The sequence below is a fragment of the Actinomadura gamaensis genome, assembly GCF_042652125.1.
Lineage (GTDB): Bacteria > Actinomycetota > Actinomycetes > Streptosporangiales > Streptosporangiaceae > Spirillospora > Spirillospora gamaensis.
The window spans coordinates 204,618-228,030 of the sequence record NZ_JBHSIT010000013.1; the positions used below are offsets into that span (position 1 = coordinate 204,618).

At 74.0% G+C, this 23,413-nt stretch carries 18 protein-coding genes; 13 read left to right on the forward strand and 5 right to left on the reverse strand.

Annotation, left to right across the window (positions count from 1 at the left end):
* Positions 1-77 precede the first annotated feature (77 nt).
* The 3 genes from ACFPCY_RS36175 to ACFPCY_RS36185 all read left to right on the forward strand — a co-directional run bounded on the left by ACFPCY_RS36175 (position 78) and on the right by ACFPCY_RS36185 (position 4,229).
* A complete protein-coding gene (locus ACFPCY_RS36175; RefSeq protein ID WP_378263051.1) occupies positions 78-416 on the forward strand; it encodes an SdpI family protein in 339 nt (112 codons plus the stop codon).
* 106 nt (positions 417-522) lie between these two features.
* Complete coding sequence (locus ACFPCY_RS36180) at positions 523-2,082, forward strand: Na+/H+ antiporter (protein ID WP_378263053.1); 1,560 nt, start codon at positions 523-525, stop codon at positions 2,080-2,082.
* A 107-nt stretch (positions 2,083-2,189) separates the two neighbouring features.
* Positions 2,190-4,229 (forward strand): APC family permease, encoded by a 2,040-nt coding sequence (locus ACFPCY_RS36185; RefSeq protein ID WP_378263055.1) that lies wholly within the window; start codon positions 2,190-2,192, stop codon positions 4,227-4,229.
* Positions 4,230-4,310: 81 nt separating this feature from the next.
* On the opposite strand, the gene ACFPCY_RS36190 is transcribed toward ACFPCY_RS36185, so the two are convergent.
* Together ACFPCY_RS36190 and ACFPCY_RS36195 are read right to left on the reverse strand one after the other, a co-directional pair.
* Positions 4,311-5,282 (reverse strand): L,D-transpeptidase, encoded by a 972-nt coding sequence (locus ACFPCY_RS36190; protein WP_378263057.1) that lies wholly within the window; start codon positions 5,280-5,282, stop codon positions 4,311-4,313.
* Positions 5,283-5,405: 123 nt separating this feature from the next.
* Positions 5,406-6,167: a VC0807 family protein gene (locus tag ACFPCY_RS36195; RefSeq protein WP_378263059.1), complete on the reverse strand. Its 762-nt coding sequence runs from the start codon at positions 6,165-6,167 to the stop codon at positions 5,406-5,408.
* A gap of 35 nt (positions 6,168-6,202) precedes the next feature.
* Between ACFPCY_RS36195 and ACFPCY_RS36200 the strand changes: the two genes are divergently transcribed.
* The 6 genes from ACFPCY_RS36200 to ACFPCY_RS36225 all read left to right on the forward strand — a co-directional run bounded on the left by ACFPCY_RS36200 (position 6,203) and on the right by ACFPCY_RS36225 (position 13,926).
* Positions 6,203-7,054: a PaaX family transcriptional regulator C-terminal domain-containing protein gene (locus ACFPCY_RS36200; protein ID WP_378263061.1), complete on the forward strand. Its 852-nt coding sequence runs from the start codon at positions 6,203-6,205 to the stop codon at positions 7,052-7,054.
* A gap of 34 nt (positions 7,055-7,088) precedes the next feature.
* Positions 7,089-9,836 (forward strand): sensor histidine kinase, encoded by a 2,748-nt coding sequence (locus ACFPCY_RS36205; protein WP_378263063.1) that lies wholly within the window; start codon positions 7,089-7,091, stop codon positions 9,834-9,836.
* Entirely contained in the window at positions 9,833-10,567 is a 735-nt protein-coding gene (locus ACFPCY_RS36210) for a response regulator (RefSeq protein ID WP_378263065.1), read from the forward strand. Before ACFPCY_RS36205 ends, ACFPCY_RS36210 begins: the two co-directional genes overlap by 4 nt.
* Positions 10,568-10,678: 111 nt before the next feature.
* Positions 10,679-12,757, forward strand: a complete 2,079-nt coding sequence (locus ACFPCY_RS36215) for an APC family permease (protein WP_378263067.1) — start codon at positions 10,679-10,681, stop codon at positions 12,755-12,757.
* Positions 12,758-12,767: 10 nt separating this feature from the next.
* Positions 12,768-13,178 carry an OB-fold nucleic acid binding domain-containing protein gene (locus ACFPCY_RS36220; RefSeq protein WP_465251248.1) on the forward strand — a complete coding sequence of 137 codons (411 nt, stop codon included), beginning with the start codon at positions 12,768-12,770 and terminating at the stop codon, positions 13,176-13,178.
* A gap of 1 nt (position 13,179) precedes the next feature.
* Complete coding sequence (locus ACFPCY_RS36225; RefSeq protein WP_378263069.1) at positions 13,180-13,926, forward strand: DUF3159 domain-containing protein; 747 nt, start codon at positions 13,180-13,182, stop codon at positions 13,924-13,926.
* Between the two features lie 168 nt (positions 13,927-14,094).
* Here ACFPCY_RS36225 and ACFPCY_RS36230 read toward each other — a convergent pair whose 3' ends face one another.
* On the reverse strand, positions 14,095-14,433 hold the full coding sequence (locus tag ACFPCY_RS36230; RefSeq protein WP_378263071.1) for a hypothetical protein: 339 nt from the start codon (positions 14,431-14,433) through the stop codon (positions 14,095-14,097).
* 358 nt (positions 14,434-14,791) lie between these two features.
* Between ACFPCY_RS36230 and ACFPCY_RS36235 the strand changes: the two genes are divergently transcribed.
* Positions 14,792-16,759, forward strand: a complete 1,968-nt coding sequence (locus tag ACFPCY_RS36235; RefSeq protein ID WP_378263073.1) for a serine/threonine-protein kinase — start codon at positions 14,792-14,794, stop codon at positions 16,757-16,759.
* On the forward strand, positions 16,759-18,273 hold the full coding sequence (locus ACFPCY_RS36240) for a hypothetical protein (RefSeq protein ID WP_378263075.1): 1,515 nt from the start codon (positions 16,759-16,761) through the stop codon (positions 18,271-18,273). The genes ACFPCY_RS36235 and ACFPCY_RS36240 overlap by 1 nt, the downstream gene beginning before the upstream one ends.
* A 150-nt stretch (positions 18,274-18,423) precedes the next feature.
* On the opposite strand, the gene ACFPCY_RS36245 is transcribed toward ACFPCY_RS36240, so the two are convergent.
* Together ACFPCY_RS36245 and ACFPCY_RS36250 are read right to left on the reverse strand one after the other, a co-directional pair.
* A complete protein-coding gene (locus tag ACFPCY_RS36245; protein ID WP_378263077.1) occupies positions 18,424-19,083 on the reverse strand; it encodes a potassium channel family protein in 660 nt (219 codons plus the stop codon).
* Positions 19,083-19,748, reverse strand: a complete 666-nt coding sequence (locus ACFPCY_RS36250) for a potassium channel family protein (RefSeq protein WP_378263079.1) — start codon at positions 19,746-19,748, stop codon at positions 19,083-19,085. The genes ACFPCY_RS36245 and ACFPCY_RS36250 overlap by 1 nt, the downstream gene beginning before the upstream one ends.
* 166 nt (positions 19,749-19,914) lie before the next feature.
* Between ACFPCY_RS36250 and ACFPCY_RS36255 the strand changes: the two genes are divergently transcribed.
* Entirely contained in the window at positions 19,915-21,975 is a 2,061-nt protein-coding gene (locus tag ACFPCY_RS36255) for an APC family permease (protein ID WP_378263081.1), read from the forward strand.
* Positions 21,965-23,320, forward strand: coding sequence for a class I SAM-dependent RNA methyltransferase (locus ACFPCY_RS36260; protein WP_378263083.1), 1,356 nt, complete (start codon positions 21,965-21,967; stop codon positions 23,318-23,320). Before ACFPCY_RS36255 ends, ACFPCY_RS36260 begins: the two co-directional genes overlap by 11 nt.
* The last annotated feature ends 93 nt before the right edge of the window (positions 23,321-23,413 follow it).

A 23,413-nucleotide genomic window follows, 5' to 3' on the forward strand; every position in this document is an offset into this window, starting at 1 on the left:
ACCGTGGCAGAGTGGAACGCCGAGGTGGAACCGATGCCCGAACCGCGCGGCCGCGCGCCGCGGGCCGGAGGAGAACGATGATCGTCGAGGGTGTCGTGCTGGCCCTGGCCGGGCTGGCGGTGCTCGTGAGCGGTCTGGCGGCGTCGTCCGGACGCCTGCGCCGCAACGCGTTCGTCGGCATCCGGACGCGCACGTCCCTGTCGAGCGACGAGGCCTGGGAGATCGTGCACCGCGCGGGCGGCCCGTGGCTCACCGCGAGCGGCCTGGCCCTGGTGATCGGCGGCGGGGTCGCGGCCCTGGCGCGGTCCGGAACGGTCCAGATGACCGCGATCGTCGTGGGCGCGGTCCTGTGCACCGCGCTCGCGCTCGCCGGGATGCGGGCAGGCCAGGCGGCCTACCGCGACCGCGTTCGATGAGGGCGTGAACAGGCGGTTCGCTGGTACGGTCCCTTAGGGGGTGCCGGGAAGTCTGGTCGGCGATGTGTTCGGCATGTCCGCCGCCAGGGACCGGAGGCTTCCCCCAATGCGCAGCGTCGAGATCGTCCTGGGGCTGGTCGTGCTCGCCACCGTCGTGGCGGTCAGCGCCCGGCGGCTGCGCGTGCCCGCGCCGTCCCTGCTGGTGGTGGCGGGGATCCTCGTCGGGCTGGTGCCGGGGGTGCCCGCCGTCCGGGTGCCGCCGGAGATCGTGAGCCTGGTCGTCCTGCCGCCGCTGGTGTACGCGGCGGGCGAGGAGATGTCCTGGCGGATGCTGCGCGCGGTGTGGCGGCCGGTCGCGCTGCTCGCGGTGGGGCTCGTGCTCGCCTCGGCCGCCGCCGTCGGGGCCGTCGCGGCGGCCGTCACCGGGATGTCCTGGACGATGGCGCTGCTGCTCGGGACCGTCCTCGCCAGCACCGATCCGGTCGCGGTCGCCGCGCTCGGACGGCGGCTGTCGCTGCCGGCGCGGGTGCAGACGCTCGTCCAGGCCGAGAGCCTGTTCAACGACGCGACGTCGCTGCTGCTCTACAAGCTCGCCGTCGCGGCGGCGGTCGCCGGGTCGTTCTCCGCGGGACGCGCCGTGGGCGAGTTCGCGCTGCTCGCGGGCGGTGGCGCGGCGGCCGGGGCGGTCGCCGCGACGGTCGTCGCCCTGATCCGCCGGCGCACCGAGGACCCCGTCCTGGAGACCGTGATCGCGCTGCTCACCCCGTACGCCGCGTACGTGCTCGCCGAGTCCGCGCACGCCTCGGGCGTGACGGCCGTGGTCGTCGCGGCCGTGATGCTCGGCCGCCGGGCCCCGGCGCTCACCAACGCCGGGATCCGGCTCCAGCTCGGCGCGGTCTGGGGCACGGTGATCTTCCTGCTGGAGTCGGTCGTGTTCAGCCTGATCGGGCTGGAGCTGCCGACGCTCGTCCGGGAGCTGCACCGGTCGGCCGAGTCGTACCTGGTGCCCGCGCTGCTGGTCGTCGCGACGCTGGTGGCCGTCCGGGTCGCGTGGGTGTTCCCGCTGTCGGCGCTCCAGGCGTGGCGCGGCGGGCGGCGCCCGTCCTGGGAGGTGCCGGCCGTGGTGTCCTGGGCGGGCGCGCGCGGCGTGGTGCCGCTGGCCGCCGCCCTCGCGATCCCGCTGACGACGGACGCGGGCGGGCCGCTCGGCAGCCGCGACCTGGTCGTGGTGCTCGCCACCTGCGTCATCGCGATCTCGCTGGTCGTGCAGGGGTTCACGCTCGCGCCGCTGGTCCGGGCGGCGCGGCTGGTCGTCCCGGAGTCGCACGGGCGGCGCGAGTTCGCCCTGGCGCGGCTGCGGCTCGCCCAGGCCGCCCGCGCCCGGCTGGAGGAGCTGGCCGACCTGGAGGCCGCGCCGCAGGTGGTGATCGAGCGGCTGCGGGTCGGCGTCCAGGACCGGATCGAGCGCGGCGAGCTGCGGCTGGACGGCGACGCCGAGATCGACGGCGTCCTCGCCGACTACCGGCGGCTCCGCCGGGACCTGATCGCCGCCGAGACCGCCGAGCTGCACCGGCTGCACGACGGCGGCGAGATCGGGGAGGGCACCCTGCGCGAGGTGCAGCGCCTGCTCGACCTGGAGGACACCGCGCTCGACCGCCCGATCTGACCGGGCGCGCCCCCGCCGGGGGCGGATCGGCGGGGCGGATGAGGGTAGCCCGCGGGCGTGCTGGATACTTCCCCGGTTGACCGAACGCGTGACGGGGGTGCGGACGGATGGCCGGGATGGACGCCGGAGCCGAGGCGGCAGGGGCCGGGTCGGCGGGGGCTGAGGCGGCAGGGGCCGCGGCTGCCGGGGCCGGGACGGTCGAGGAGGAGGCGGCGGCGCCGTCGCGCGGCTGGCGCGGCTGGCTGCTGGACGGCCTGACCGAGCACAGCGCCCGCCACCCCGGCCCGCACGGCACGCTCCCCGAGGAGCACGAGGGCCACTCGTGGTGGCGGGTCATGTGCCTGACCGGCGTGGACTACTTCTCCACGCTCGGCTACCAGCCCGGCATCGCGGCGCTGGCCGCCGGGCTGCTGTCCCCGCTGGCGACGATCGTGCTGGTCGCGCTGACCCTGCTCGGCGCGCTGCCGGTGTACCGGCGGGTCGCGGCCGAGTCGCCGCACGGCGAGGGCTCGATCGCCATGCTGGAGCGGCTGCTGCCGTGGTGGGCCGGGAAGGTCTTCGTGCTGGTGCTGCTCGGCTTCGCCTGCACCGACTTCATGATCACGATGACGCTGTCCGCGGCGGACGCCGCGGCGCACGCGGTGGCGAACCCGCTGGCGCCGTCCGCGATGCACGGCCAGAACATGTGGATCACGCTGGTGCTGCTGGCCGCGCTCGGCGCGGTCTTCCTCAAGGGCTTCCGCGAGGCGATCGGGATCGCGGTCGTGCTCGTCGTGCTCTACCTCGGGCTGAACGTCGTCGTGGTGGCGACGGCCGTCGGGCACGTGCTGACCCATCCGGTGAAGATCGGCGACTGGTGGGACGCGGCGCGCGCCGCGCACTCCTCGCCGCTCGCGATGATCGGCGTCGCGCTGCTGGTCTTCCCGAAGCTGGCGCTCGGCATGTCCGGGTTCGAGACCGGCGTCGCGGTGATGCCGCAGGTGCGCGGGGACGCCGGCGACACCTTCGCCAAGCCCGCCGGGCGGATCCGGGGCACCCGGCGGCTGCTCACCACGGCCGCGCTGATCATGAGCGGGTTCCTGATCCTGTCCAGCTTCGCCACGACCGTCCTGATCCCGGCGGACGCCTTCAAGGCGGGCGGCCCGGCGAACGGCCGCGCGCTCGCCTACATCGCGCACGAGTACCTGGGCGGCGGGTTCGGGACCGTCTACGACGTGTCCACGATCGCGATCCTGTGGTTCGCGGGCGCGTCGGCGATGGCCGGGCTGCTCAACCTCGTCCCGCGCTACCTGCCCCGGTACGGCATGGCCCCGGACTGGGCGCGCGCCGTCCGCCCGCTGACGCTGGTGTTCATGGCCGTCGCGTTCCTGGTGACCTGGCTGTTCGACGCGAACGTGGACAAGCAGGGCGGCGCGTACGCGACCGGCGTGCTCGTGCTGATGCTGTCGGCCTCGTTCGCGGCGTGCGTCGCGACCTGGCGGCGCGGGCACCGGGCCGCCTCCGCCGGGTTCGGGCTGATCACCGCGGTGTTCGCCTACACGCTCGGCGCGAACGTGGTCGAGCGCCCGGACGGCCTCAAGATCGCATCGCTGTTCATCGCGGGCATCCTGGTCACCTCGTTCGCCTCCCGCGTGCACCGCGCGTTCGAGCTGCGCACCGGCACCGTCACGCTGGACGCGGAGGCCGAGCGCCTGGTGGACGCCGCCGCCGCGTCCGGCCCGCTGCGGATCGTCGCGAACGAGCCCCAGGCCCGCGACCGCGAGGAGTACGCGCTCAAGGAGTCCACGCAGCGCGACGACATCCCCCTGCCCGAGGACGGCCACCTGCTGTTCCTGGAGGTCACGGTGTCGGACTCGTCCGAGTTCACCGCCGACCTGACCGTGCTGGGGGAGGTGCTGCACGGGTACCGGGTGCTGCGGGTGACGGGCCCGGTCGTGCCGAACACGATCGCCGCCGTCCTCATGGCGCTGCGCGAGCGGACCGGCGTCCCGCCGCACGCCTACTTCAACTGGACCGAGGGCCACCCGCTCGGCCACCTGATCCGCTTCCTGATCTTCGGGGACGGCGAGGTCGCCCCGGTGACCCGCGAGGTGCTGCGCCGCGCCGAGCCCGACCCGGCCCGCCGGCCCAGCGTCCACGTCTCCTGACCCCGCCGCCGGACGGCCCGCGAGCTGCGCCGGACGGGCCGCGTGCGGCGCCGAGTCGCGGCGTCCGCCCGCGCCCTCGGGTCAGCGGGCCGAGCCCGCCTTCCAGCGCGCCCAGGACACCTGCCAGTAGCCGTAGCCGTTGTCCCAGGCCAGCGGGCGGTCCGTGCCCGTGACGATCACGACGTCGCCGCGCAGCGAGCGCCCGTAGAACCACTTCGCGAACTCCGGGGACGCGTTGACGCAGCCGTGGCTGACGTTCGCCCGCCCCTGCGACGCCACCGACCAGGGCGCGGAGTGGACGTACTCGCCGCTCGCCGAGATCTGCACCGCGTACCGGACCTTGAGCTTGTAGTAGCGCGGGTCCTTCCGGTTGGTCACCTTCATCCACGCGGACGTCATGACCACCGGGTCGCCCTTGCCCATCACCAGGTGGACGCCGCTCGTGGTCGTGTAGGCGCGCTTCCCGCCCCGGCCCGCGCTGATCGGCGTCCGCCGGACGACGCGGCCGTCCTCGCTGACGCTCATCCGGTGCGTCCGGGTGTCGACGACGCTGATCCGGGACCGTCCGACGCGGAACGTGCGCGTCACGTTCCGCCCGCCCATCAGCCCGGACGCGTCGCGCAGGCCGGCCGTCCGCGCCTCCAGGGTGATCCGCTCGCCGCCGGGCCAGTAGTGCTGCGGCCGGTACACGACCTGGCGCGCCGAGACCCAGAACCAGCCGCCCGCCACGGGCCGCGACATCCGCACCCGCAGCGCGCGCTCCACGGTCGCGCGCGACGACACCGGACGGCTGAACGTCACGATGATCGGCATCCCGACGCCGACGACCTCGCCCTCGCCCGGTGCCACGGCCGAGACGCGGAACGTCGCGGCGCGCATCTCCTTCAGGTCCGGCGTGGACGGCGGGGAGCCGTCGCCCGCGGGCGCGGCGGCCGGAGTGGCGAACGTGTCGGCGCGGCCGGGGGCGCCGCCGCCGCACGCGCTGAGCGCGGGCGCGGCGGCGGCCAGCACGGCGGCCGCCCGGAAGGACACGGCCAGAGCGCGATGCGGCATGCGGTACCTCGGGGCAGTGCGGGACTGTCGGTGATCACCACCACACGGAAAGTGATGACCCTCGGCAAAATAGACGCTGATCGGATCCCGCACGCCCCGGCGGGCCAAAGTGAGACGTCTCGATTAGATGACGGACGCCGATCCCTGCCCCGCACCCCCGAGCGCGGCGGCTTGCTGCACGCCGCCCTCCCGTGCGGCGACATCCTGCGCAACGTCCTCGCCTGTGGCGGCTTCGCGCGCGGCGGCTTCGCGGGCGGCGCCGCGGGCGCGGCTCTGCTTGCCGACGCGGATCGTCCAGGTCACGAGCGCGGCGACGACGGCCATCGGCATGACGGTGCTCATCAGGACCATGACGCCGGTCGGCAGCAGGTAGGTGAGCGGGATCCGGACGGCGGCCTCCAGCAGGAAGGCGGCGCCCCACACGATGGTCAGCCTGTACTGGGTGCGCCGGAACTCGGCGTGCTGCCAGAGGCCGTTCCACCAGGCGAGCCGCTCGGCCGAGCCGTCGGTGGCGAACTTGCGGCCGAGGTAGAACATGATCGGCTTCGGCAGCGCGAGGCTGCCCAGGTAGGTGAGGCCGAGCAGCCCGGTGATCGCCGAGTCCTTGAGGAAGAACAGCTCGGTGGTGTTGTAGGCGACCGCGCTGAGCGCGCCGAGCAGCATCAGGACGAGCATCATGACGCCGAACTCGTCCACGCGGCGCTTCAGGACGAGGTGGGCGAGGGTGTCCGCGGCGGGCCACAGCGAGATCAGCAGCAGCGCGCGCACCGGGCTCACGCCGTGGCCGGTCAGCAGCGAGTAGCTGGCGAACGGCAGGACCACGTTGAACACGATGGCCGGGACGATGGTCGTGATGGGCGAGCCGCCTTGCCGGGCCCCTGCCATGATCAACTCCAGATGTGTCGGTTAGACTCACGATCGTGAGCCGGAGCGTAACATCACGCAGTTCGCGGGTAAACGTGTCGCGGGGCGCGTACGTGAACCTCGTCCCGTTCCTGTTCGGGCTGGCCGGTACCGAGGCGATGCCCGGCGTCGCCCTCGTCCGGCTCCTGAACGAGGTCGGCGTGGGCGAGGCGGCGGCGCGGTCGCTGCTGGCCCGCATGCGCCGCAACGGGTACCTCGCCACCGAACGCCGGGGGAAGGGCGCCGTCTACGGCCTGAACGGAAGCTTCCTGGCGGCCTTCCGGCGGGCGCGGGACGGCGGGTTCCGCGCGCCGCAGCCGTGGGAGGGGTGGTTCCACGCGGTCTTCTACACCGTCCCGGAGGACCGGCGGGCCTTCCGGGACAAGCTCCGCCGGGCCGCGACCCTGGCCGGGTACGGGCAGATGCAGCCCGGCGTCCTGATCTCCCTCACCGACCTGCGGGCCCGGCTGGACGAGGAGCTCGGCGGCACGCCGCCCGCCGGGACCGTCCGCTACGGACGCGTCGGGCTCGACACCGCCGACGCCGCCGAGATCGCCCGCCGCGCCTGGGAGCTGGACGAGCTGGCCCAGCGCTACCGCGAGCACACCGCCCGCCTCGCCGCCGCCCTCGCCGACAACGCCGCCCTCGCCGACGGCGCCCCGCGCGCGCTGACGGTGCGCGAGTACGTGGACCTGTTCGGGACGGCCCTCACCGACACCCTGCGCGCCCCGCCGCTGCCGCCGGAGCTGCTGCCGCCCGACTGGCCCCTGCCCGCCCTCTTCCAGACCGTCGGACGGGTGTTCGCGACGCTCGGACCGCAGGTCGGGGCGCAGGCGCGGCGCATCGTGGCCGAATCGGAACGCGGCTGACCTCTTTGGTAGATTCCGCTCGGGGGTGGCTGCCATGGGGACGCGGGGCGAGCTCCGCATCTACCTGGGCGCGGCGCCCGGGGTCGGCAAGACCTACGCGATGCTGGGCGAGGCCCGGCGGCGCGCCGGGCGCGGCGCCGACGTCGTCGTCGGCTACGTCGAGACCCACGGGCGCGTCCACACCGCCGAGCAGATCGGCGACCTGGAGACCGTGCCCCGCCGCGCGCTGACCTACCGCGGCTGCGAGTTCACCGAGCTCGACGTGGACGCCGTCATCGCCCGCAGGCCGCAGGTCGCCCTGGTGGACGAGCTGGCCCACACGAACGTGCCGGGTTCGCGCAACGGCAAGCGCTGGCAGGACGTCGAGGAGATCCTGGACGCCGGGATCGACGTGATCTCCACGGTGAACATCCAGCACCTGGAGTCGATGAACGACGTCGTGGAGCGGATCACCGGCGCCCGGCAGCGCGAGACCGTCCCGGACGAGGTGGTCCGCCGCGCCGCGCAGGTCGAGCTGATCGACATGACCCCGGAGGCGCTGCGCCGCCGGATGGCGCACGGCAACGTCTACGCGCCGGAGAAGATCGACGCCGCGCTCGCCAACTACTTCCGGCCCGGCAACCTGACCGCGCTGCGCGAGCTGGCCCTGCTCTGGCTCGCCGACAAGGTGGACGAGGCGCTGGAGCGCTACCGCGACCAGCACGGCATCACCGAGCCGTGGGAGGCCCGCGAGCGGATCGTGGTCGGCCTGACCGGCGGCCCGGAGGGCGACACGCTCATCCGCCGCGCCGCCCGGATCGCCGCCCGCGCCGGTCGCGCCGACCTGCTCGCCGTGCACGTGGCGCGCGCGGACGGCCTCGCGTCCGGCGCGTCCGGACGGGACCTGGCCCGGCAGCGCGCGCTGGTCGAGGGCCTCGGCGGCAGCTACCACCAGGTGCTCGGCGACGACGCCGCCGCGGCGCTGCTGGAGTTCACGCGTGGCGTGAACGCGACGCAGCTCGTGCTCGGGTCCAGCCGCCGCCGGGGCTGGCAGTTCGTGTTCGGGCCGGGCGTGGGCGCGACGGTGGCGCGCGAGTCGTCCGACATCGACGTCCATCTGGTCACGCACGAGCACGTCGGGAAGGGCCGGGGGCTGGTCAGCCTCGCGGGCAGCCCGCTCAGCGTCCGCCGCCGGACGGCAGGGTGGGTGCTCGCGCTGCTCGGCCCGCCCGCCCTGGTCGTCCTGCTGGACCGCGGGGAGCGGCCCGGCCTCGCCACCGACCTGATGCTGTTCCTCGCGCTGACCGTCGTGGTCGCGCTGGCGGGCGGGCTGTGGCCGGCGATCCTGGCGGCGGTGCTCGGCTTCCTGGCCGTGAACTGGTACTTCACCCCGCCGCTGCACACGCTGACCATCGCCGAACCGCGCAACGCGCTCGGCCTGCTGGTGTTCGTCGCGGTCGCCGTCGCGGTGTCGTCGGTCGTGGACCTGGCCGCCCGCCGCACCCGGCAGGCGGCCCGCAGCGGCGCGGAGGCCGAGACGCTGAGCCTGCTCGCCACGTCCGTCCTGCGGGGCGAGAACGCGCTGCCAGCGCTGCTGGAACGCGTCCGGGAGACGTTCGGCGTGCGCGCGGTCGCGCTGCTGGAGCGCACCCCGGACGGCTGGCGGACGCGCGGCGCGGTCGGCGCCGACCCCGCCGCCCACCCGGACGACGCGGAGGTCACCGCCGAGGTCGGCGGCGAGCCCGGCACGCCCACGGCCTCGGCGACGGGCTCGGCGACGGGCTCGGCAGCGGACGGGGCAACGGGGTCGGCAGCGGACGGGGCGACGGGCTCGGCAGGCGGCGGGGTGACGGGCTCGGCCACGGGCCGGGTCATGGGCGGGGCGACGGGCGGGGCGACGGTGCTGGCGCTGTCCGGACGGGTGCTGCCCGCGTCCGACCGGCGGGTGCTGTCGGCGTTCGCCTCGCAGGCCGGGGCCGTCCTGGAGTGGCGGCGGCTCGCCGAGGAGGCGGCCCGCGCGCGGCGGCTGGAGGAGGGCGACGAGATCCGCACCGCGCTGCTCGCCGCCGTCTCGCACGACCTGCGCACGCCGCTCGCCTCGATCAAGGCCGGGGTCAGCAGCCTGCGCGCGACCGACGTCCAGTGGGACCCCGAGGACGAGGCGGAGCTGCTCGCCTCGGTGGAGGAGTCCGCCGACCGCCTGGACGGCCTGATCGGCAACCTGCTGGACATGAGCCGCCTCCAGACCGGCGTCGTGACCCCGATCGTCCGGCCGGTCGCGCTGGACGAGGTGCTGCCGCGGGCGCTGCTGAACGTTCCGCCGGACCGGGTCCGGCTCGACGTGCCCGAGACGCTGCCGCCGGTCGCGGCCGATCCGGGGCTGCTGGAGCGGGCGCTGGCGAACGTGGTCGAGAACGCCGTCCGGCACAGCCGCGAGCCGGTCCTCGTCACGGCGGGGGAGCTGCGGTTCGGCCGCGAGCCCGACCGGGTGGACGTGCGGGTCGTCGATCGCGGCCCCGGCGTCCCGGACGCGGTGAAGGACCGGATGTTCGCGCCGTTCCAGCGGCTCGGCGACGCGCCCAAGGGCAACGGCGTCGGGCTCGGACTCGCCGTCGCGCGCGGCTTCGTGGCCGCGATCGGCGGCACGCTCACCCCCGAGGACACCCCCGGCGGCGGCCTGACCATGGTCTTCGGCCTCCCCCTCGCGCGCGGCGGGCCGGGCATGGGCGAGGATCGTGGACAGGACGGAGATCGTGGCCGGGGCGAAGACGATCGGCAGGACGAGCGAGAGGACAGGACGTGACACGCGTTCTGGTCGTGGACGACGAGCCGCAGATCGTGCGCGCGCTGCGGATCAACCTGAAGGCGCGCGGCTACGAGGTGGACGCCGCGCCCGACGGCCGCGCCGCGCTCGACCTGGCCGCGCGCCGCCACCCGGACGTGATCCTGCTCGACCTCGGGCTGCCCGACCTGGACGGCACGGAGGTGATCAAGGGGCTGCGCGGCTGGCTGAGCGTGCCGATCATCGTGCTGTCCGCGCGCCAGGAGTCCGACGACAAGGTCGAGGCCCTGGACGCCGGGGCCGACGACTACGTCACCAAGCCGTTCGGGATGGCCGAGCTGCTGGCCCGGCTGCGCGCGGCCGTCCGCCGGTCCGCGCCGGTGGAGGAGGCCGCGGTCGTCCGGACCGACGCGTTCAGCGTGGACCTCGCCGCCAAGCGCGTCGAGCGGAACGGCGCGGAGGTCCGGCTCACCCCGACCGAGTGGCACATCCTGGAGCTGCTCGTCCGCAACGCCGGACGGCTCGTCAGCCAGCAGCAGCTCCTCCAGGAGGTGTGGGGGCCGACGTACGCGAAGGAGACCAACTACCTGCGCGTCTACCTGGCCCAGTTGCGCCGCAAGCTGGAGGACGACCCGTCCCGCCCGAAGCACCTGATCACCGCGCCCGGCATCGGCTACCGCTTCGAGGCGCAGGCGCAGGCGCAGGCGCAGGCTCAGGCACAGGCACAGGCACAGGCACAGGCACAGGACTGAGCATCCGGCGCGCTAAGAACGCGTTAAGACGGATCATGAGGGCGTCAAGACGGCGTTAGCGCGTCCGGAATGTGCTGATTTCCGCGCTTAGCGTGCAGTGTGCACATCCCCTTGCTGAGGGCCCCGAAGCGCCTTCTGGTGGGCCGTCCGCTGCGCAACGAGCAGCTCGGCGACACGCTGCTGCCGAAGAAGCTGGCGCTGCCGGTGTTCTGCAGCGACCCCCTGTCGTCCAACGCGTACGCGACCGAGGAGATCCTGCTCGGGCTGGGGCTCGGCGGCGTCGCGCTGCTGCACCTCGCTCCGTGGGTGGCGCTCGCGGTGATCGTCCTGCTCGCCGTGGTCGTCCTGTCGTACCGGCAGACCTGCCACGCCTACCCGGGCGGCGGCGGGGCGTACGCGGTGAGCCGCGCGAACCTCGGCGTGAACGCCTCCCTCGCCGCCGCGAGCGCCCTGCTGGTCGACTACGTGCTGACCGTCGCGGTGTCGGTCGCGGCGGGCGTCGCCAACGTGACCTCGGCGTTCCCCGTGCTCGTCCCGTACGCGGTGCCGATCTCGCTCGCGCTCGTCGCCGTCCTCGCCCTGCTGAACCTCCGCGGCGTCAAGGAGTCCGGGACGATCTTCGCGATCCCGACGTACGGCTTCGTCGTGGTCGTCTACTTCATGATCGTGTGGGGCGCGCTGCGCGTCGTGCTCGGCGAGACCCCGCACGCGGAGTCCGCGCACCTCGGCATCCAGGCCCAGCACGGATCGACCGGCCTGCTCGCCATCGCGCTCGTGCTGCGCGCGTTCTCCCAGGGCTGCACGGCGCTGACGGGCGTCGAGGCGGTGTCCAACGGCGTCCCGAACTTCAAGAAGCCCAAGAGCAGGAACGCCGCCGACACGCTCGCGATCATGGGCGTGCTGACCATCGCGATGTTCGCCGGGATCACCCTGCTCGCCCTGGTCAGCAAGGTGCACATCACCGACGACCCCGCCCGCCTGATCGGCGCGCCCGCCGGCTACGAGCAGAAGACCGTGATCACCCAGGTCGCGGCGGCCGTCTCCGGCGGCGACCACACGCCGCTGTTCTTCCTGGTCGCCGGGTTCACCGCCGCGATCCTGGTGCTGGCCGCGAACACCGCCTACAACGGGTTCCCGATCCTGGCGTCCATCCTCGGCGCGGACGGCTTCCTGCCCCGCCAGTTCTCCCGGCGCGGCGACCGGCTCGTCTACAGCAACGGCATCGTCATCCTCGCGCTGCTCGCCGGGCTGCTGATCTGGGCGTTCGACGCCAGCACCACCCGCCTCATCCAGCTGTACATCATCGGCGTGTTCGTGTCGTTCACGCTGTCCCAGGCGGGCATGGTCCGGCACTGGACGGCCGAGCTCCGCGACGGCCCGCCCGAACGGCGCGGGCACGTCCGCCGCGCCCGCGTGATCAACGCCTTCGGCGCGGTGCTCACCGGCCTCGTCCTGCTGGTGGTGCTCGTCACCAAGTTCACCCACGGCGCGTGGATCGTGGTGATCGCGATGCCGCTGGTGTTCTGGATGATGAAGGCCATCCACCGGCACTACGAGCGGGTCGCGGCCGAGCTGACTCCCGGGGATGACGCGGTCACGCTGCCCAGCCGGATCCACGCCGTCGTCCTGGTCTCCCGGCTGCACACTCCGGCGCTGCGGGCGCTGGCGTTCGCGCGGGCGTCGCGTCCGTCCACGCTGACGGCCGTGACCGTCGCGACGTCGGACGCCGAGGTCGAGACGCTGCGCGCCGAGTGGGCCGACCGCGACATCTCCGTCCCGCTGGTCGTGCTGGACTCCCCGTACCGCGACATCACCGGCCCCGTCCTGGACTACGTGGGACGCCTGCGCCGCAAGTCGCCGCGCGACGTCGTGGCCGTGTTCATCCCCGAGTACGTGGTCGGACGCTGGTGGGAGCAGCTCCTGCACAACCAGAGCGCGCTGCGCCTGAAGGCCCGGCTCCTGTTCCGGCCGGGACTGATGGTGATCAGCGTCCCGTGGCAGCTCGGCTCCGCCGGAACCGACCCCGCGACCGACCCCGCGACCGACCCCGGCCCCGACCCCGGAGCCGAGCCCGGAACCGAGCCCGAGACCGAGCCGGGAGGCGAACCGGGAAGGGGGCCGGGGGGCGACTCTTCCGCCGAGTCCCATTCGCGCGGCCGGACCGGTTCTTTCCCGGTTCGGATGCCTTAGGCTTCGAATCATGGACGAGCGAGCGGCCGGTACGACCTCCACCGCCGGCGGCGGTCAGCGGCCCGGTGGCCTGCGGCGATTCCTGCGGCGCATGGCGTCGAGCAAGGAGGAGCTGGAGGCCGAGGAGCTGCAGCGCTCCACCGGTGCGGAGGGGGCCACCCCCATCACCGCGTGCGCCGTGCGCCAGCGCGCCTGCGTAGCGGGTACGCTACGTACCGTGACTCTTCGACCCCGAGGCGGAGCCCCGGCTCTGGAGGCCGAGCTCTACGACGGCACCGACGTGGTCAACCTCGTCTGGCTCGGCCGCCGCAAGATCGCCGGCATCGACCCCGGCCGGCGGCTGCGCGCCGAGGGCCTGGTGAGCCTCCAGGACGGCCGGAAGGTCATGTTCAACCCTCGCTACGAACTGCGGGGCGCCTGACATGGCCGGTGGTGAGGGCGTGGCGGACGGCGCCGGGAAGGGCGCCGGCAAGGCGGCGGCCGGAGCGGTGGCGTTCGAGACGGTCGAAGAGGTCATCCGCGCGCAGCTCACCAAGGTCTTCGGCGGGCGGCGCGGCGTGCTGGAGGGCGCGGTGCCCACCATCGCGTTCACCGCCGGCTGGATCGTCACCCACGACCTGAAGCCCTCCCTCTACGTCGGCGTCGGGTCGGCGCTGGTGCTGCTCGCGGCCCGGCTCGTCCAGCGGTCGACCCCGCAGTTCGTCCTGAACAGCCTGGTCGGCATCGCGATCGCGGCGTTCTTCGCGCTGCGCTCGGGCAAGGCGCAGGACGCCTTCCTGCCCGGCATGCTCTACTCCGGCGGCGTCAGCCTCGTCATGCTGCTGTCGATCGTGACGCGCTGGCCGTTCGTCGGCTTCATGATCGGCGCGGCGAACCCCGACGACCCGCTCGCCTGGCGCAAGGAGCCCGCCATGGTGCGGGTGTGCACGCGGCTGTCCTGGCTGCTCATGCTGCCCGCCGTGCTGAAGCTGGCCGTCCAGATCCCGCTGTACCTGTCCGGGCAGGTCGTCGCGCTCGGCGTGGCGAAGATCGTGCTCGGCTGGCCCGCGTACGTCGCGGCGCTGGGCCTGGCGCTGCTGATGCTCATGCGCACCAGCACCCCCCTGCAGAACGCGGGTGCCCCTCGCTCCGACGCACCGGCGGTCGCCCCGGAGCCCTCGGAAAGCTGACCGGATCGCGCCGTCAAGGTCGCGTTAAGACCCCGCGAATCCGCCCTTTTCCGGACTTACGATCCTCGCGTTGATCCCGGAGCCAGATCGGCCCCGGTGGAGTCGAGGTCGGTGACGGCGCGAGATGCGGTGCCTGAGGTCCGGTTGCTCCGGGAGCATCGAGGACGGCTACTGCGATGTGTGCGGGTTCCCGCCGGACGCGAGCGCCCCGGCGCCCGCGGCGGCGTCCGGAGCCCACGCGAACATCGCAACCCCCGGCGGGACGTCCGCCAACGCCCGCGCGAGCACGCCCGCGGGCGGCGCCAGCGGCGGCCCTGCACATGGCGCGACCAGCGGAAACGGCTCGCCCCCGCTCAGCCTGCTCAGCTCGTCCGCCCGCCTTCCGGACGAGGTGGCGGCGCGCACCCTGAGCGGCCGCGTCGCCTCCCGCCGCGCCGCCGCGAACACGCCGTCCACCTCCCGCAGCGCCACCCCCGCGCCCGGCACCGGCGTCCGCGGGTCCGGCACCGGCGGCCCGTCTGGCACTGGCGCCGGCGGGTCCGGCAACGGCGCCCCCGCCTCCGGCACCGGCGCCGGCGGGTCTGGCAACCGCGCCCTCGCGTCCGGCACCGGCGTCCGCGGGTCTAGCACCGGCGCTCGCGCGTCTGGGAGCGGCGTCCCGTCCGGCAACGGCGTACGCGCGGCGGGCAACGGCGTTCGCGGGTCTGGCAACGGCGCGTTCGTGACGGGTCACGGCGGAGGTGCGACGGAGGGGTCGCGGGCGGGGCGGGGGACGCAGGGGTCCCGCGGATCGAGGGGGTCGCGCGGGTCGCGGGGGAGCGGCGGGTCGTCGGGGCGCGGGCAGCTCGGCGCCGGGCTGGTCGAGATGCCCACCGTGCCGGAGCGCGACCCCGCCACCGCGATCATGGCGGATCCGTCGGTGCCCGAGCACAAGCGGCGCTGCGGGAACTGCGACGCGCCGGTCGGGCGGGGCCGCAACGGGATGCCCGGACGGTCCGAGGGCTACTGCCCCAAGTGCGGCACGCGCTTCTCGTTCACGCCGAAGCTCGGCCCGGGGGACGTGGTCGCCGGCCAGTACGAGGTGCTGGGCTGCCTGGCGCACGGCGGCCTCGGCTGGATCTACCTCGCCAAGGACCACAACGTCTCGGACCGCTGGGTCGTGCTGAAGGGCCTGCTCGACACCGGCGACCGGGACGCGATGGAGGCGGCGGTCGCCGAGCGGCGGTTCCTCGCCGAGGTCGAGCACCCCAACGTCGTCAAGATCTACAACTTCGTGCGGCACGGCGACGCCGGGTACATCGTCATGGAGTACGTCGGCGGGGAGTCGCTGAAGGACCTGGTCCTGGAGCGGCGCGGCGCGGGCGATCCGCTGACGCCGGCGCAGGTGATGGCCTACGGCCTGGAGGTGCTGCGCGCCCTCGGCCACCTGCACGACCGGGGCCTGGTCTACTGCGACTTCAAGCCCGACAACGCGATCCAGACCGAGGAGCAGCTGAAGCTGGTGGACCTCGGCGGCGTCCGGCGGCTGGACGACGACGAGGGCGCGGTCTACGGGACGGTCGGCTACCAGGCGCCCGAGATCGCCGACGAGGGCCCGTCGGTGGCGTCCGACCTGTACACGGTCGCGCGGGCGATGGCCGTGATGAGCTTCGAGTTCTCCGGCTACACCGGCGTCCACCGGTTCGGCCTGCCGCCCGCCGAGGACGTGCCGGTGCTCGCCGCCCACCCGTCCTTCGACCGGCTGTTGCGGCGCGCGGCCCATCCGGACCCCGGCGAGCGGTTCTGGTCGGCGGGCGAGATGTCCGAGCAGCTCACCGGGGTGCTGCGGGAGACCCTCGCGGTGGCGGACGGGCGCCCCCGACCCGCCGTCTCCACGCTGTTCGGGCCGGAGACGCGGGTGGTGGGCGCGCGGATGGGCCGGCCGCCCACGTTCCGGGAGGCCGCCTCGGCGCTGCCGGTGCCGCTGGTCGACCCGGACGACCCCGGCGCGCGGCGCGTGGCGGCGCTCGCCGCGTCCGCGCCCGAGCAGGTCGTCGAGGCGCTGGACGGGGTCCCGGGCCGCTCCGTCGAGGAGACGTTCCGGCTGGTCCGGGCGCTGATCGACCGGCGCGACGGCGAGCGCGCGCGGGAACTGCTCCTGACCCTGGACGAGTCGGACTGGCGCGCGCACTGGTTCTGGGGCGTCGCCGCGCTCGCCGAGGGCGACGGGGCCGCCGCGCTCGGCGAGTTCGGCCGGGTCTACGACCTGCTGCCCGGCGAGCCGGCGGTGAAGCTGGCCATGGCGTTCGCGGCCGAGGCGCTCGGCGACGCGGCCGGCGCCGTCCACTTCCACCGGACGGTCTGGCGCACCGACCACGCCTACGAGAACGCCGTGTTCGGCCTGGCGCGGACGCTGGTCGCGGAGGGCGGGGACCGGGCCGCGGTGGAGGCGCTGGACGAGGTGCCCGCCTCGTCCGGACGGTACCTGGACGCGCAGGTCGCCGCGATCGTCGTGACCGTCCGGGGGTGGGCGCCCGGAGCCGACCCGGCCCGCTGGCGCGCGACCCGCTCGGAGCTCCTCGCCGCCGCCGAGCGGGCCGAGTCGCTCGACCTGCCCGAGGAGCGCGGCGGGCGCGTGGTCGCCCTGCTGCTGGAGGCGCTGATCGCCGAGCTCGCGGAGAACGGCTCGCCGCCGGGGGACCGGAGCGTCCTCGGCGTGCCGTACCGGGAGAGGGCGCTGCGGGCGGCGCTCGAAGGCGTGTACCGGGACCTCGCGCGGCTGTCCACCGCGCGGACCCGGCGGCGCGCCTACGTGGATCGTGCCAACACCATTCGACCGAGGACGGCGTTCTGATGGCCCGGACCCAGGCTGCTCTTCTCCCGGCGGACGAGGACGGCATCCGGCTGCCCGTCCGCGACACGGCGACCCGGTACGCCCGGTACGACCCGCGCGGCTGGCCCACCCCGGACCGCGTGCGGTTCCTGGCCGTCCTGGTCGCGGTGCTGGCCGTGCTGTTCGCGGCGCTGGCGGCCCGGCGGGCGTCCGGCGGCGAGGCGGGCTTCCGCGAGATCGGGCGCGAGGCGGGCCCGCAGGTCGTCGCCTCGTCCGACCTGTACCTGGCGCTGAACGACATGGACGCCCAGCTCGCGAACGTCCTGCTCATCGGGGACGGCAAGGGCCTCAGCGTCACCCGGGACCAGGCGCTCGGCACGTTCGAGCAGCGCCGCGCGCAGGCCGACAGGGACCTCCAGCAGGCGTCCGCGCTCGCGGGCCGCGACGGCGACGCCGCGCTGGGACTGCGCCGGGCGCTGGACGGCCTCGGCCGCTACGAGTCGCTCGCCGCCCAGGCGATCCTGCTGGACGGCCAGCACCCGCATCCCGCCGCGCGGCCCCCGGCGGCGGCCCTCGCGCTCTACCGGCAGGCCACCCAGGCCATGAGGTCGGACGTCCTGCCCGCCGCCGAGAAGCTCCGCGACGCCAACGCCGAGCGCATCGAGACGTCCTACAAGCACCGGCGCTCGGCGCTGGCCGGCGGCGCGGAGGAGACCCTCGCGCTCGGTCTCGCCACGGTCGCCGTGCTGGCCGGCCTCCAGCTCTACCTTGTCCGCCGCACCCGGCGGTCCGCCCAGCCGGCGCTGCTGGCCGCCACGGCCGTCGCGCTGGTCACGGCGGTGATCGCGGCGGCGACGCTCGACTCGGCCGCCGGGCACCTGCGCGTCGCGAAGAAGGACGCCTTCGACTCGGTCCTCGCCCTCACCCGCGCCCGCGCGATCGGCTGGGAGACCAACGCCGACGAGTCCCGGGGGATCGTCGATCCCGGACAGTGGAAGGCCTACCAGGACGACTTCTACCTTCGCGCGGGCCAGCTCGCCGAGGTCTTCGGGTCGGAGCCGCTCGCCGGTACCGAACCGCTGAGCTACGAGGACGCCCTCGCCGGGATCGTCCGGAGATACCAGGGCATGGACACGCTCAGCGAGCGACGGATCCGGCTCGGCGGCCTCCTCGGGGCCGAGTTCGCCAACATCACCTTCCCCGGCGAGCGGGACGCGGCGGAGAAGGCGCTGTACGCGTGGCAGGCGTACCAGGCCGACGACGTCGGGCTGCGCGCCATGTACGCCAGCGGCGACCTTCAGAAGACCGTGCAGTTCGACACCTCGCCCGCCCCGGCCGACTCCAACGGCGCCTTCAACGCCTTCGACCAGGCCATGGCCCGGGTCATCGCGATCAACCAGGCGCAGTTCGAGGCGCACGTCCGGCGCGGCGGGGACGACCTGGCCGGCTGGACGGCCGTCCCGCCGCTCGCCGCCCTGGTGATCATCGGCCTGGTCTGGCTGGGCGTCCGCCCCCGCCTGTCCGAATACCGCTGACCGGCCACCGCCCTGGGCCACCGCCCCGGGCACCCGCCCTGGGCATCGTCCGGCATCGCCCCCGGGCGAACGAACGGGTCCCACCACCCCCGGGCGAACGAACGGGTCCCGCCGCGCCCGAGAGGACGCGGCGGGACCCGTGGCAGAGGATCAGCGGGCGTTGAGGAGCTCGGCGAGCTCGTCCTCGACGTCCTGGGACGCGACGAACATCAGCTCGTCGCCGGGTTCGAGGGTGTCGTCCGCGCTCGGGACCAGCACCCGGCCCTCGCGCAGGATCGCGACCAGGGCGGTGTCGCGCGGCCAGGTCACCGAGCCGACCCGCTCGCCGCCGAGCGGCGCGTCCTCGGGCAGGGTCAGCTCGACCAGGTTCGCCTCGCCCTGCCGGAAGGTCATCAGCCGGACCAGGTCGCCGACGCTGACGGCCTCCTCGACCAGCGCGGACAGCAGGCGCGGCGTGGACACCGCCACGTCCACGCCCCAGGACTCGTTGAACAGCCACTCGTTCTTCGGGTGGTTGATCCGGGCGACCACGCGCGGCACGCCGTACTCGGTCTTGGCGAGCAGCGACACGACGAGGTTGACCTTGTCGTCCCCGGACGAGGCGACCACGACCTGGCAGCGCTCCAGCGCCGCGTCGTCCAGCGCGGCGATCTCGCAGGCGTCGGCGAGCAGCCACTCGGCGCGCGGCACCATCTCCACCTTGATCGCGCGCGGGTTCTTGTCGATCAGCAGGACCTCGTGCCCGTTCTCCAGCAGCTCCTGCGCGATGGACCGGCCGACGGCCCCGGCCCCGGCGATGGCGACCCGCATCAGTGCTCCTCTTCGCTGCGCACCGCGACCGCGGCGTTGATCCGTTCCAGGTCCTCCGCCCGCGCGATGGCGTGCACGATGTCGCCGTCCTGGATGACGGTGTCGGGGCCGGGCACCAGGGCCTCGCCCATCCGGTTCAGGAACGCCACCCGGGTGCCCGCCGCGCCCTCCAGCGCGGCGACCTTCTCGCCGACCCAGGACGCCCCGGTCTCCAGCTCGGCGAGCACGACCGTGCCGGTCGGGTCGCGCCAGAGCGGCTCGGCGCCCTCGGGCAGCAGCCGGCGCAGGATCTGGTCGGCCGTCCACCGGACGGTCGCGACCGTCGGGATGCCGAGCCGCTGGTACACCTCGGCGCGGCGCGGGTCGTAGATCCGCGCGACGACGTTGTCGACGCCGAAGGTCTCGCGCGCCACCCGGGCGGAGATGATGTTGGAGTTGTCGCCGCTGGACACCGCGACGAACGCGGACGCCTGGTCGATGCCCGCCTCGGTCAGCGTGTCGCGGTCGAAGCCGAAGCCGGTGACCCGGCGCCCGCGGAAGCCGCCGCGCAGCCGCCGGAACGCCTCGGGGTTCTGGTCGATGATGGCCACCGAGTGGCCTTTGTCCTCCAGGATGTGGGCGAGGGTCGAACCGACCCGCCCGCAGCCCATGATCACGATATGCACGGCCGTTCCTTCTCCGGAGCCCGAGGTTTCCGATGATCCTTGCCGGGCTGCAAAACTACACAGCCGCCCAGGCGCTTACTACCCAACCCCACGTCACGGAACTGCGCGCGCCGAGCGCGCGGGCGCATGGAGATCTCGTCAACGGGTCAGGCTAGAGTCTCGTTCCGTGTCGAAGGCTCCGGACCTCGTGAAGCGCCTGCTGCTGGGACGCGCCCTGCGCAGCGCCCAGCAGCACGAGCAGCTCCTCCCCAAACGGATCGCGCTGCCCGTCTTCGCCAGTGACGCCCTGTCGTCGGTGGCCTACGCGCCGCAGGAGATCCTGCTCGCGCTCGGCGTCGGCGGCCTGGCGATGTACCACTACACCCCGTGGGTGGCCGCGGCCGTGGTGGTGATTCTACTCACCGTGGTGGCGTCCTACCGCCAGAACGTCCGGGCCTACCAGAGCGGCGGCGGCGACTTCGAGGTCGCGACCACCAACCTCGGCGACAACTGGGGCGTGGTCGTGGCGAGCGCGCTGCTCGTCGACTACGTCCTGACGGTGGCGGTGTCGGTGTCGTCCGGGGTGGAGAACCTCGGCGCGCTGCTGAAGTTCCTCCAGCCGCACGAGGTGGCCGTCGCGATCGGCATCGTGGTGCTGCTGACCGTCGCGAACCTGCGCGGGCTGAAGGAGGCGGGCGTCGCGTTCGCGATCCCGACCTACCTGTTCATGTTCGCGATCATCTCGATGCTGCTGTACGGGATGGTCCGGCTCGGGCTCGGCACGACGCTGAAGGCCGAGACCGCCCACTACAAGATCGTCGGCAAGGAGGCCGGGGTAGGCGGGGCCGCCCTGATCTTCCTGCTGCTGCGCGCGTTCTCGTCCGGCTGTGCGGCGCTCACCGGCGTCGAGGCGATCTCCAACGGCGTCCCGGCGTTCAAGAAGCCCAAGGGCGAGAACGCCGCCAAGACGCTGCTGGCGCTCGGCCTGGTCGCGATGACGATGTTCGGCGGCGTCACCGCGTTCGCCTACTCGACCAAGGCCAAGTTCGCCGAGCCGAGCCAGGGCAGCACGCTGATCGACCCGGCCACCGGCAAGGTCGTGCACGACGCCGACCCGGTGATCGCGCAGGTCGCGCACACCGTGTTCTCCAACTTCACGCCGGGCTTCGCGCTGGTCACCACGATGACCGCGCTGATCCTGTTCCTGGCCGCCAACACCGCCTTCAACGGCTTCCCGGTGCTCGGCTCGGTGCTCGCGCAGAACCGCTACCTGCCCCGCCAGTTCCACACCCGCGGCGACCGGCTCGCGTTCTCCAACGGCATCATCATCCTCGCCACCCTGGCGGGCCTGCTGATCTACGCCTACGACGCGTCGGTGAGCAAGCTGATCCCGCTGTACACGGTCGGCGTGTTCGTGTCGTTCACGGTCAGCCAGATCGGCATGGTCCGGCACTGGAACCGGCTGCTGGCCGCCGAGCCGGACGCCGCGCAGCGCCGCCGGATGCGGACGTCCCGGGCGATCAACGCGTTCGGCGCGACGCTCACCGGGATCGTCCTGGTCGTGGTGCTGGTCACCAAGTTCATGCTCGGCGCCTACATCGTCTGCATCGCGATGCCGGTGCTGTTCCTGCTGATGAAGGCGATCCGCAAGCACTACGACCGGGTCGCCGCCGAGCTGGAGCCGACCGGCGAGGACGTGGCGCTGCCCGCCCGCAACCACGCGATCGTCCTGGTCTCCAAGATCCACAAGCCGACCCTGCGCGCCCTGGCCTACGCCCGCGCGACCCGCCCGTCCACGCTGGAGGCCGTCACGGTCGCGGTGGACGCCGAGGAGGCGCGGCGGCTCCAGGAGGAGTGGGACGCGCTCGACGTGCCCGTCCCGCTGAAGATCCTCGACTCCCCGTACCGGGAGATCACCCGGCCCGTCCTGGACTACGTCAAAAGCGTCCGGCGCAAGTCGCCGCGGGACGTGGTGACCGTGTTCATCCCCGAGTACGTCGTCGGCCACTGGTGGGAGCACCTGCTCCACAACCAGAGCGCGCTGCGCCTCAAGGGCCGCCTCCTGTTCCAGCCGGGCGTCATGGTGACGAGCGTCGCATGGCAGCTCCAGTCGTCCGACCGGCTCAAGGGACGCGCCGAGCCCGCCTTCGGATCGGCCTACCGCCGCCCGACCGGGACCGGCGGGGACGGCCGGGAGCGGGACGGGGCGTCCGCCGGTGGCGGTATCGTTTCGGAACGTGACAGCTGATCTCGGACCCCGTGAAGGCGACCTCCTGGAACTGGAGGTCGGCAACGTCGCCAACGGCGGCTTCTGCGTGGCCAGGCACGACGGCCGCGTGGTCTTCGTCCGGCACGCGCTCCCCGGCGAGCGGGTCCGGGCGCGGGTCACCGAGGCCACCAAGCGCTTCCTGCGCGCCGACGCGGTGGACGTCCTCACCGCCTCGCCCGACCGCGTCGAGGCGCCGTGCCCGTTCGCCGGCCCCGGCCGCTGCGGCGGCTGCGACTGGCAGCACGCCTCGCTACCCGCCCAGCGGCGTCTGAAGGCCGCCGTCGTCGAGGAGCAGCTCGCCCGCGTCGCCGGGATCACCCGCACCGTCCTGGTCGAAGAAGTGCCCTACCCGTTCGCCGGCGAGGACGTGACGCCCCGGCCCGGCCTCGGCTGGCGCACCCGCGTCCAGTTCGCGGTCGAGAACGGCACCGTCGGCCTGCGCAAGCACCGCTCGCACGACATCGAGCCGATCGACGAGTGCCTGATCGCGCACCCGGGCGTCGAGATCATGGGCATCGAGACCAAGCGCTGGCAGGGCGCGAACACCGTCGAGGGCATCACCTCGGCCGCCACCGGCGACCGCCTCGTCGCCGTCCGCGGGCCGAACCCGCGCAAGATCCGCGTCCCGCGCCTGGAGGTCCCGGTCCGCCTGCTGCGCGGCAAGCCGGAGCAGGGCGCCACCCAGCCCTACGTCCGCGAAGAGGTCCAGGGCCGCATGTTCCAGGTGTCCGGCTCGGGCTTCTGGCAGGTCCACCCGGGCGCCGCGCAGACCCTCGCCGCCGCCGTGATCGACGCGCTGGAGCCCAAGCCCGGCGAGATCGCCCTCGACCTCTACTGCGGCGTCGGCCTGTTCGCCGCCTTCCTCGGCGAGCGCGTCGGCCGCGACGGCCTCGTCGTCGGCGTCGAGTCCGACGGTCAGGCCGTCCGGGACGCCAAGTTCAACCTCCGCGACCTCCCGCAGGTCTCGGTCGAGCGCGGCCCGGTCGAGGAGGTCATCGCCGACCTGGAGTTCGGCCGCTCCGACGACGCATCCGCCCGGACGCAGAACAAGCGCGCCACCGGCCACCGCCGCGGCGCCCGCATGCGCGGCGCGGACGTCGTCGTCCTCGACCCGCCCCGCGCGGGCGCGGGCCGCGCCGTCGTCGACCGCGTCGCCGCCCTCGCCGGCCGCAAGATCGCCTACGTCTCCTGCGACCCGGCCACCCTGGCCCGCGACCTCGCCTACTTCTCCGAGCGCGGCTGGACGCTGGAGTCCCTCCGCGCCTTCGACGCCTTCCCCATGACCCAGCACGTAGAGTGCCTCGCGGTCCTGGTCAGGGGCTAGATCACGGGGGTAGGAGCACGCGGGCGCGGAGGTCAAGACGTGCCTGAAGCGCTCGGCCGCCGGGGCCGCGGCCATCTCGTGGCACGGCTGGAC

What these genes read in the sequence shown, in the direction of transcription:
- ACFPCY_RS36240 (WP_378263075.1), top strand. Translation starts at nt 16,759, where the DNA reads ATGGCCCGGACCCAGGCTGCTCTTCTCCCGGCGGACGAGGACGGCATC.
- ACFPCY_RS36235 (WP_378263073.1), top strand. Translation starts at nt 14,792, where the DNA reads ATGCCCACCGTGCCGGAGCGCGACCCCGCCACCGCGATCATGGCGGAT.
- ACFPCY_RS36175 (WP_378263051.1), top strand. Translation starts at nt 78, where the DNA reads ATGATCGTCGAGGGTGTCGTGCTGGCCCTGGCCGGGCTGGCGGTGCTC.
- ACFPCY_RS36190 (WP_378263057.1), bottom strand. Translation starts at nt 5,282, where the DNA reads ATGCCGCATCGCGCTCTGGCCGTGTCCTTCCGGGCGGCCGCCGTGCTG.
- ACFPCY_RS36195 (WP_378263059.1), bottom strand. Translation starts at nt 6,167, where the DNA reads ATGGCAGGGGCCCGGCAAGGCGGCTCGCCCATCACGACCATCGTCCCG.
- ACFPCY_RS36225 (WP_378263069.1), top strand. Translation starts at nt 13,180, where the DNA reads ATGGCCGGTGGTGAGGGCGTGGCGGACGGCGCCGGGAAGGGCGCCGGC.
- ACFPCY_RS36180 (WP_378263053.1), top strand. Translation starts at nt 523, where the DNA reads ATGCGCAGCGTCGAGATCGTCCTGGGGCTGGTCGTGCTCGCCACCGTC.
- ACFPCY_RS36205 (WP_378263063.1), top strand. Translation starts at nt 7,089, where the DNA reads ATGGGGACGCGGGGCGAGCTCCGCATCTACCTGGGCGCGGCGCCCGGG.
- ACFPCY_RS36245 (WP_378263077.1), bottom strand. Translation starts at nt 19,083, where the DNA reads ATGCGGGTCGCCATCGCCGGGGCCGGGGCCGTCGGCCGGTCCATCGCG.
- ACFPCY_RS36185 (WP_378263055.1), top strand. Translation starts at nt 2,190, where the DNA reads ATGGCCGGGATGGACGCCGGAGCCGAGGCGGCAGGGGCCGGGTCGGCG.
- ACFPCY_RS36220 (WP_465251248.1), top strand. Translation starts at nt 12,768, where the DNA reads ATGGACGAGCGAGCGGCCGGTACGACCTCCACCGCCGGCGGCGGTCAG.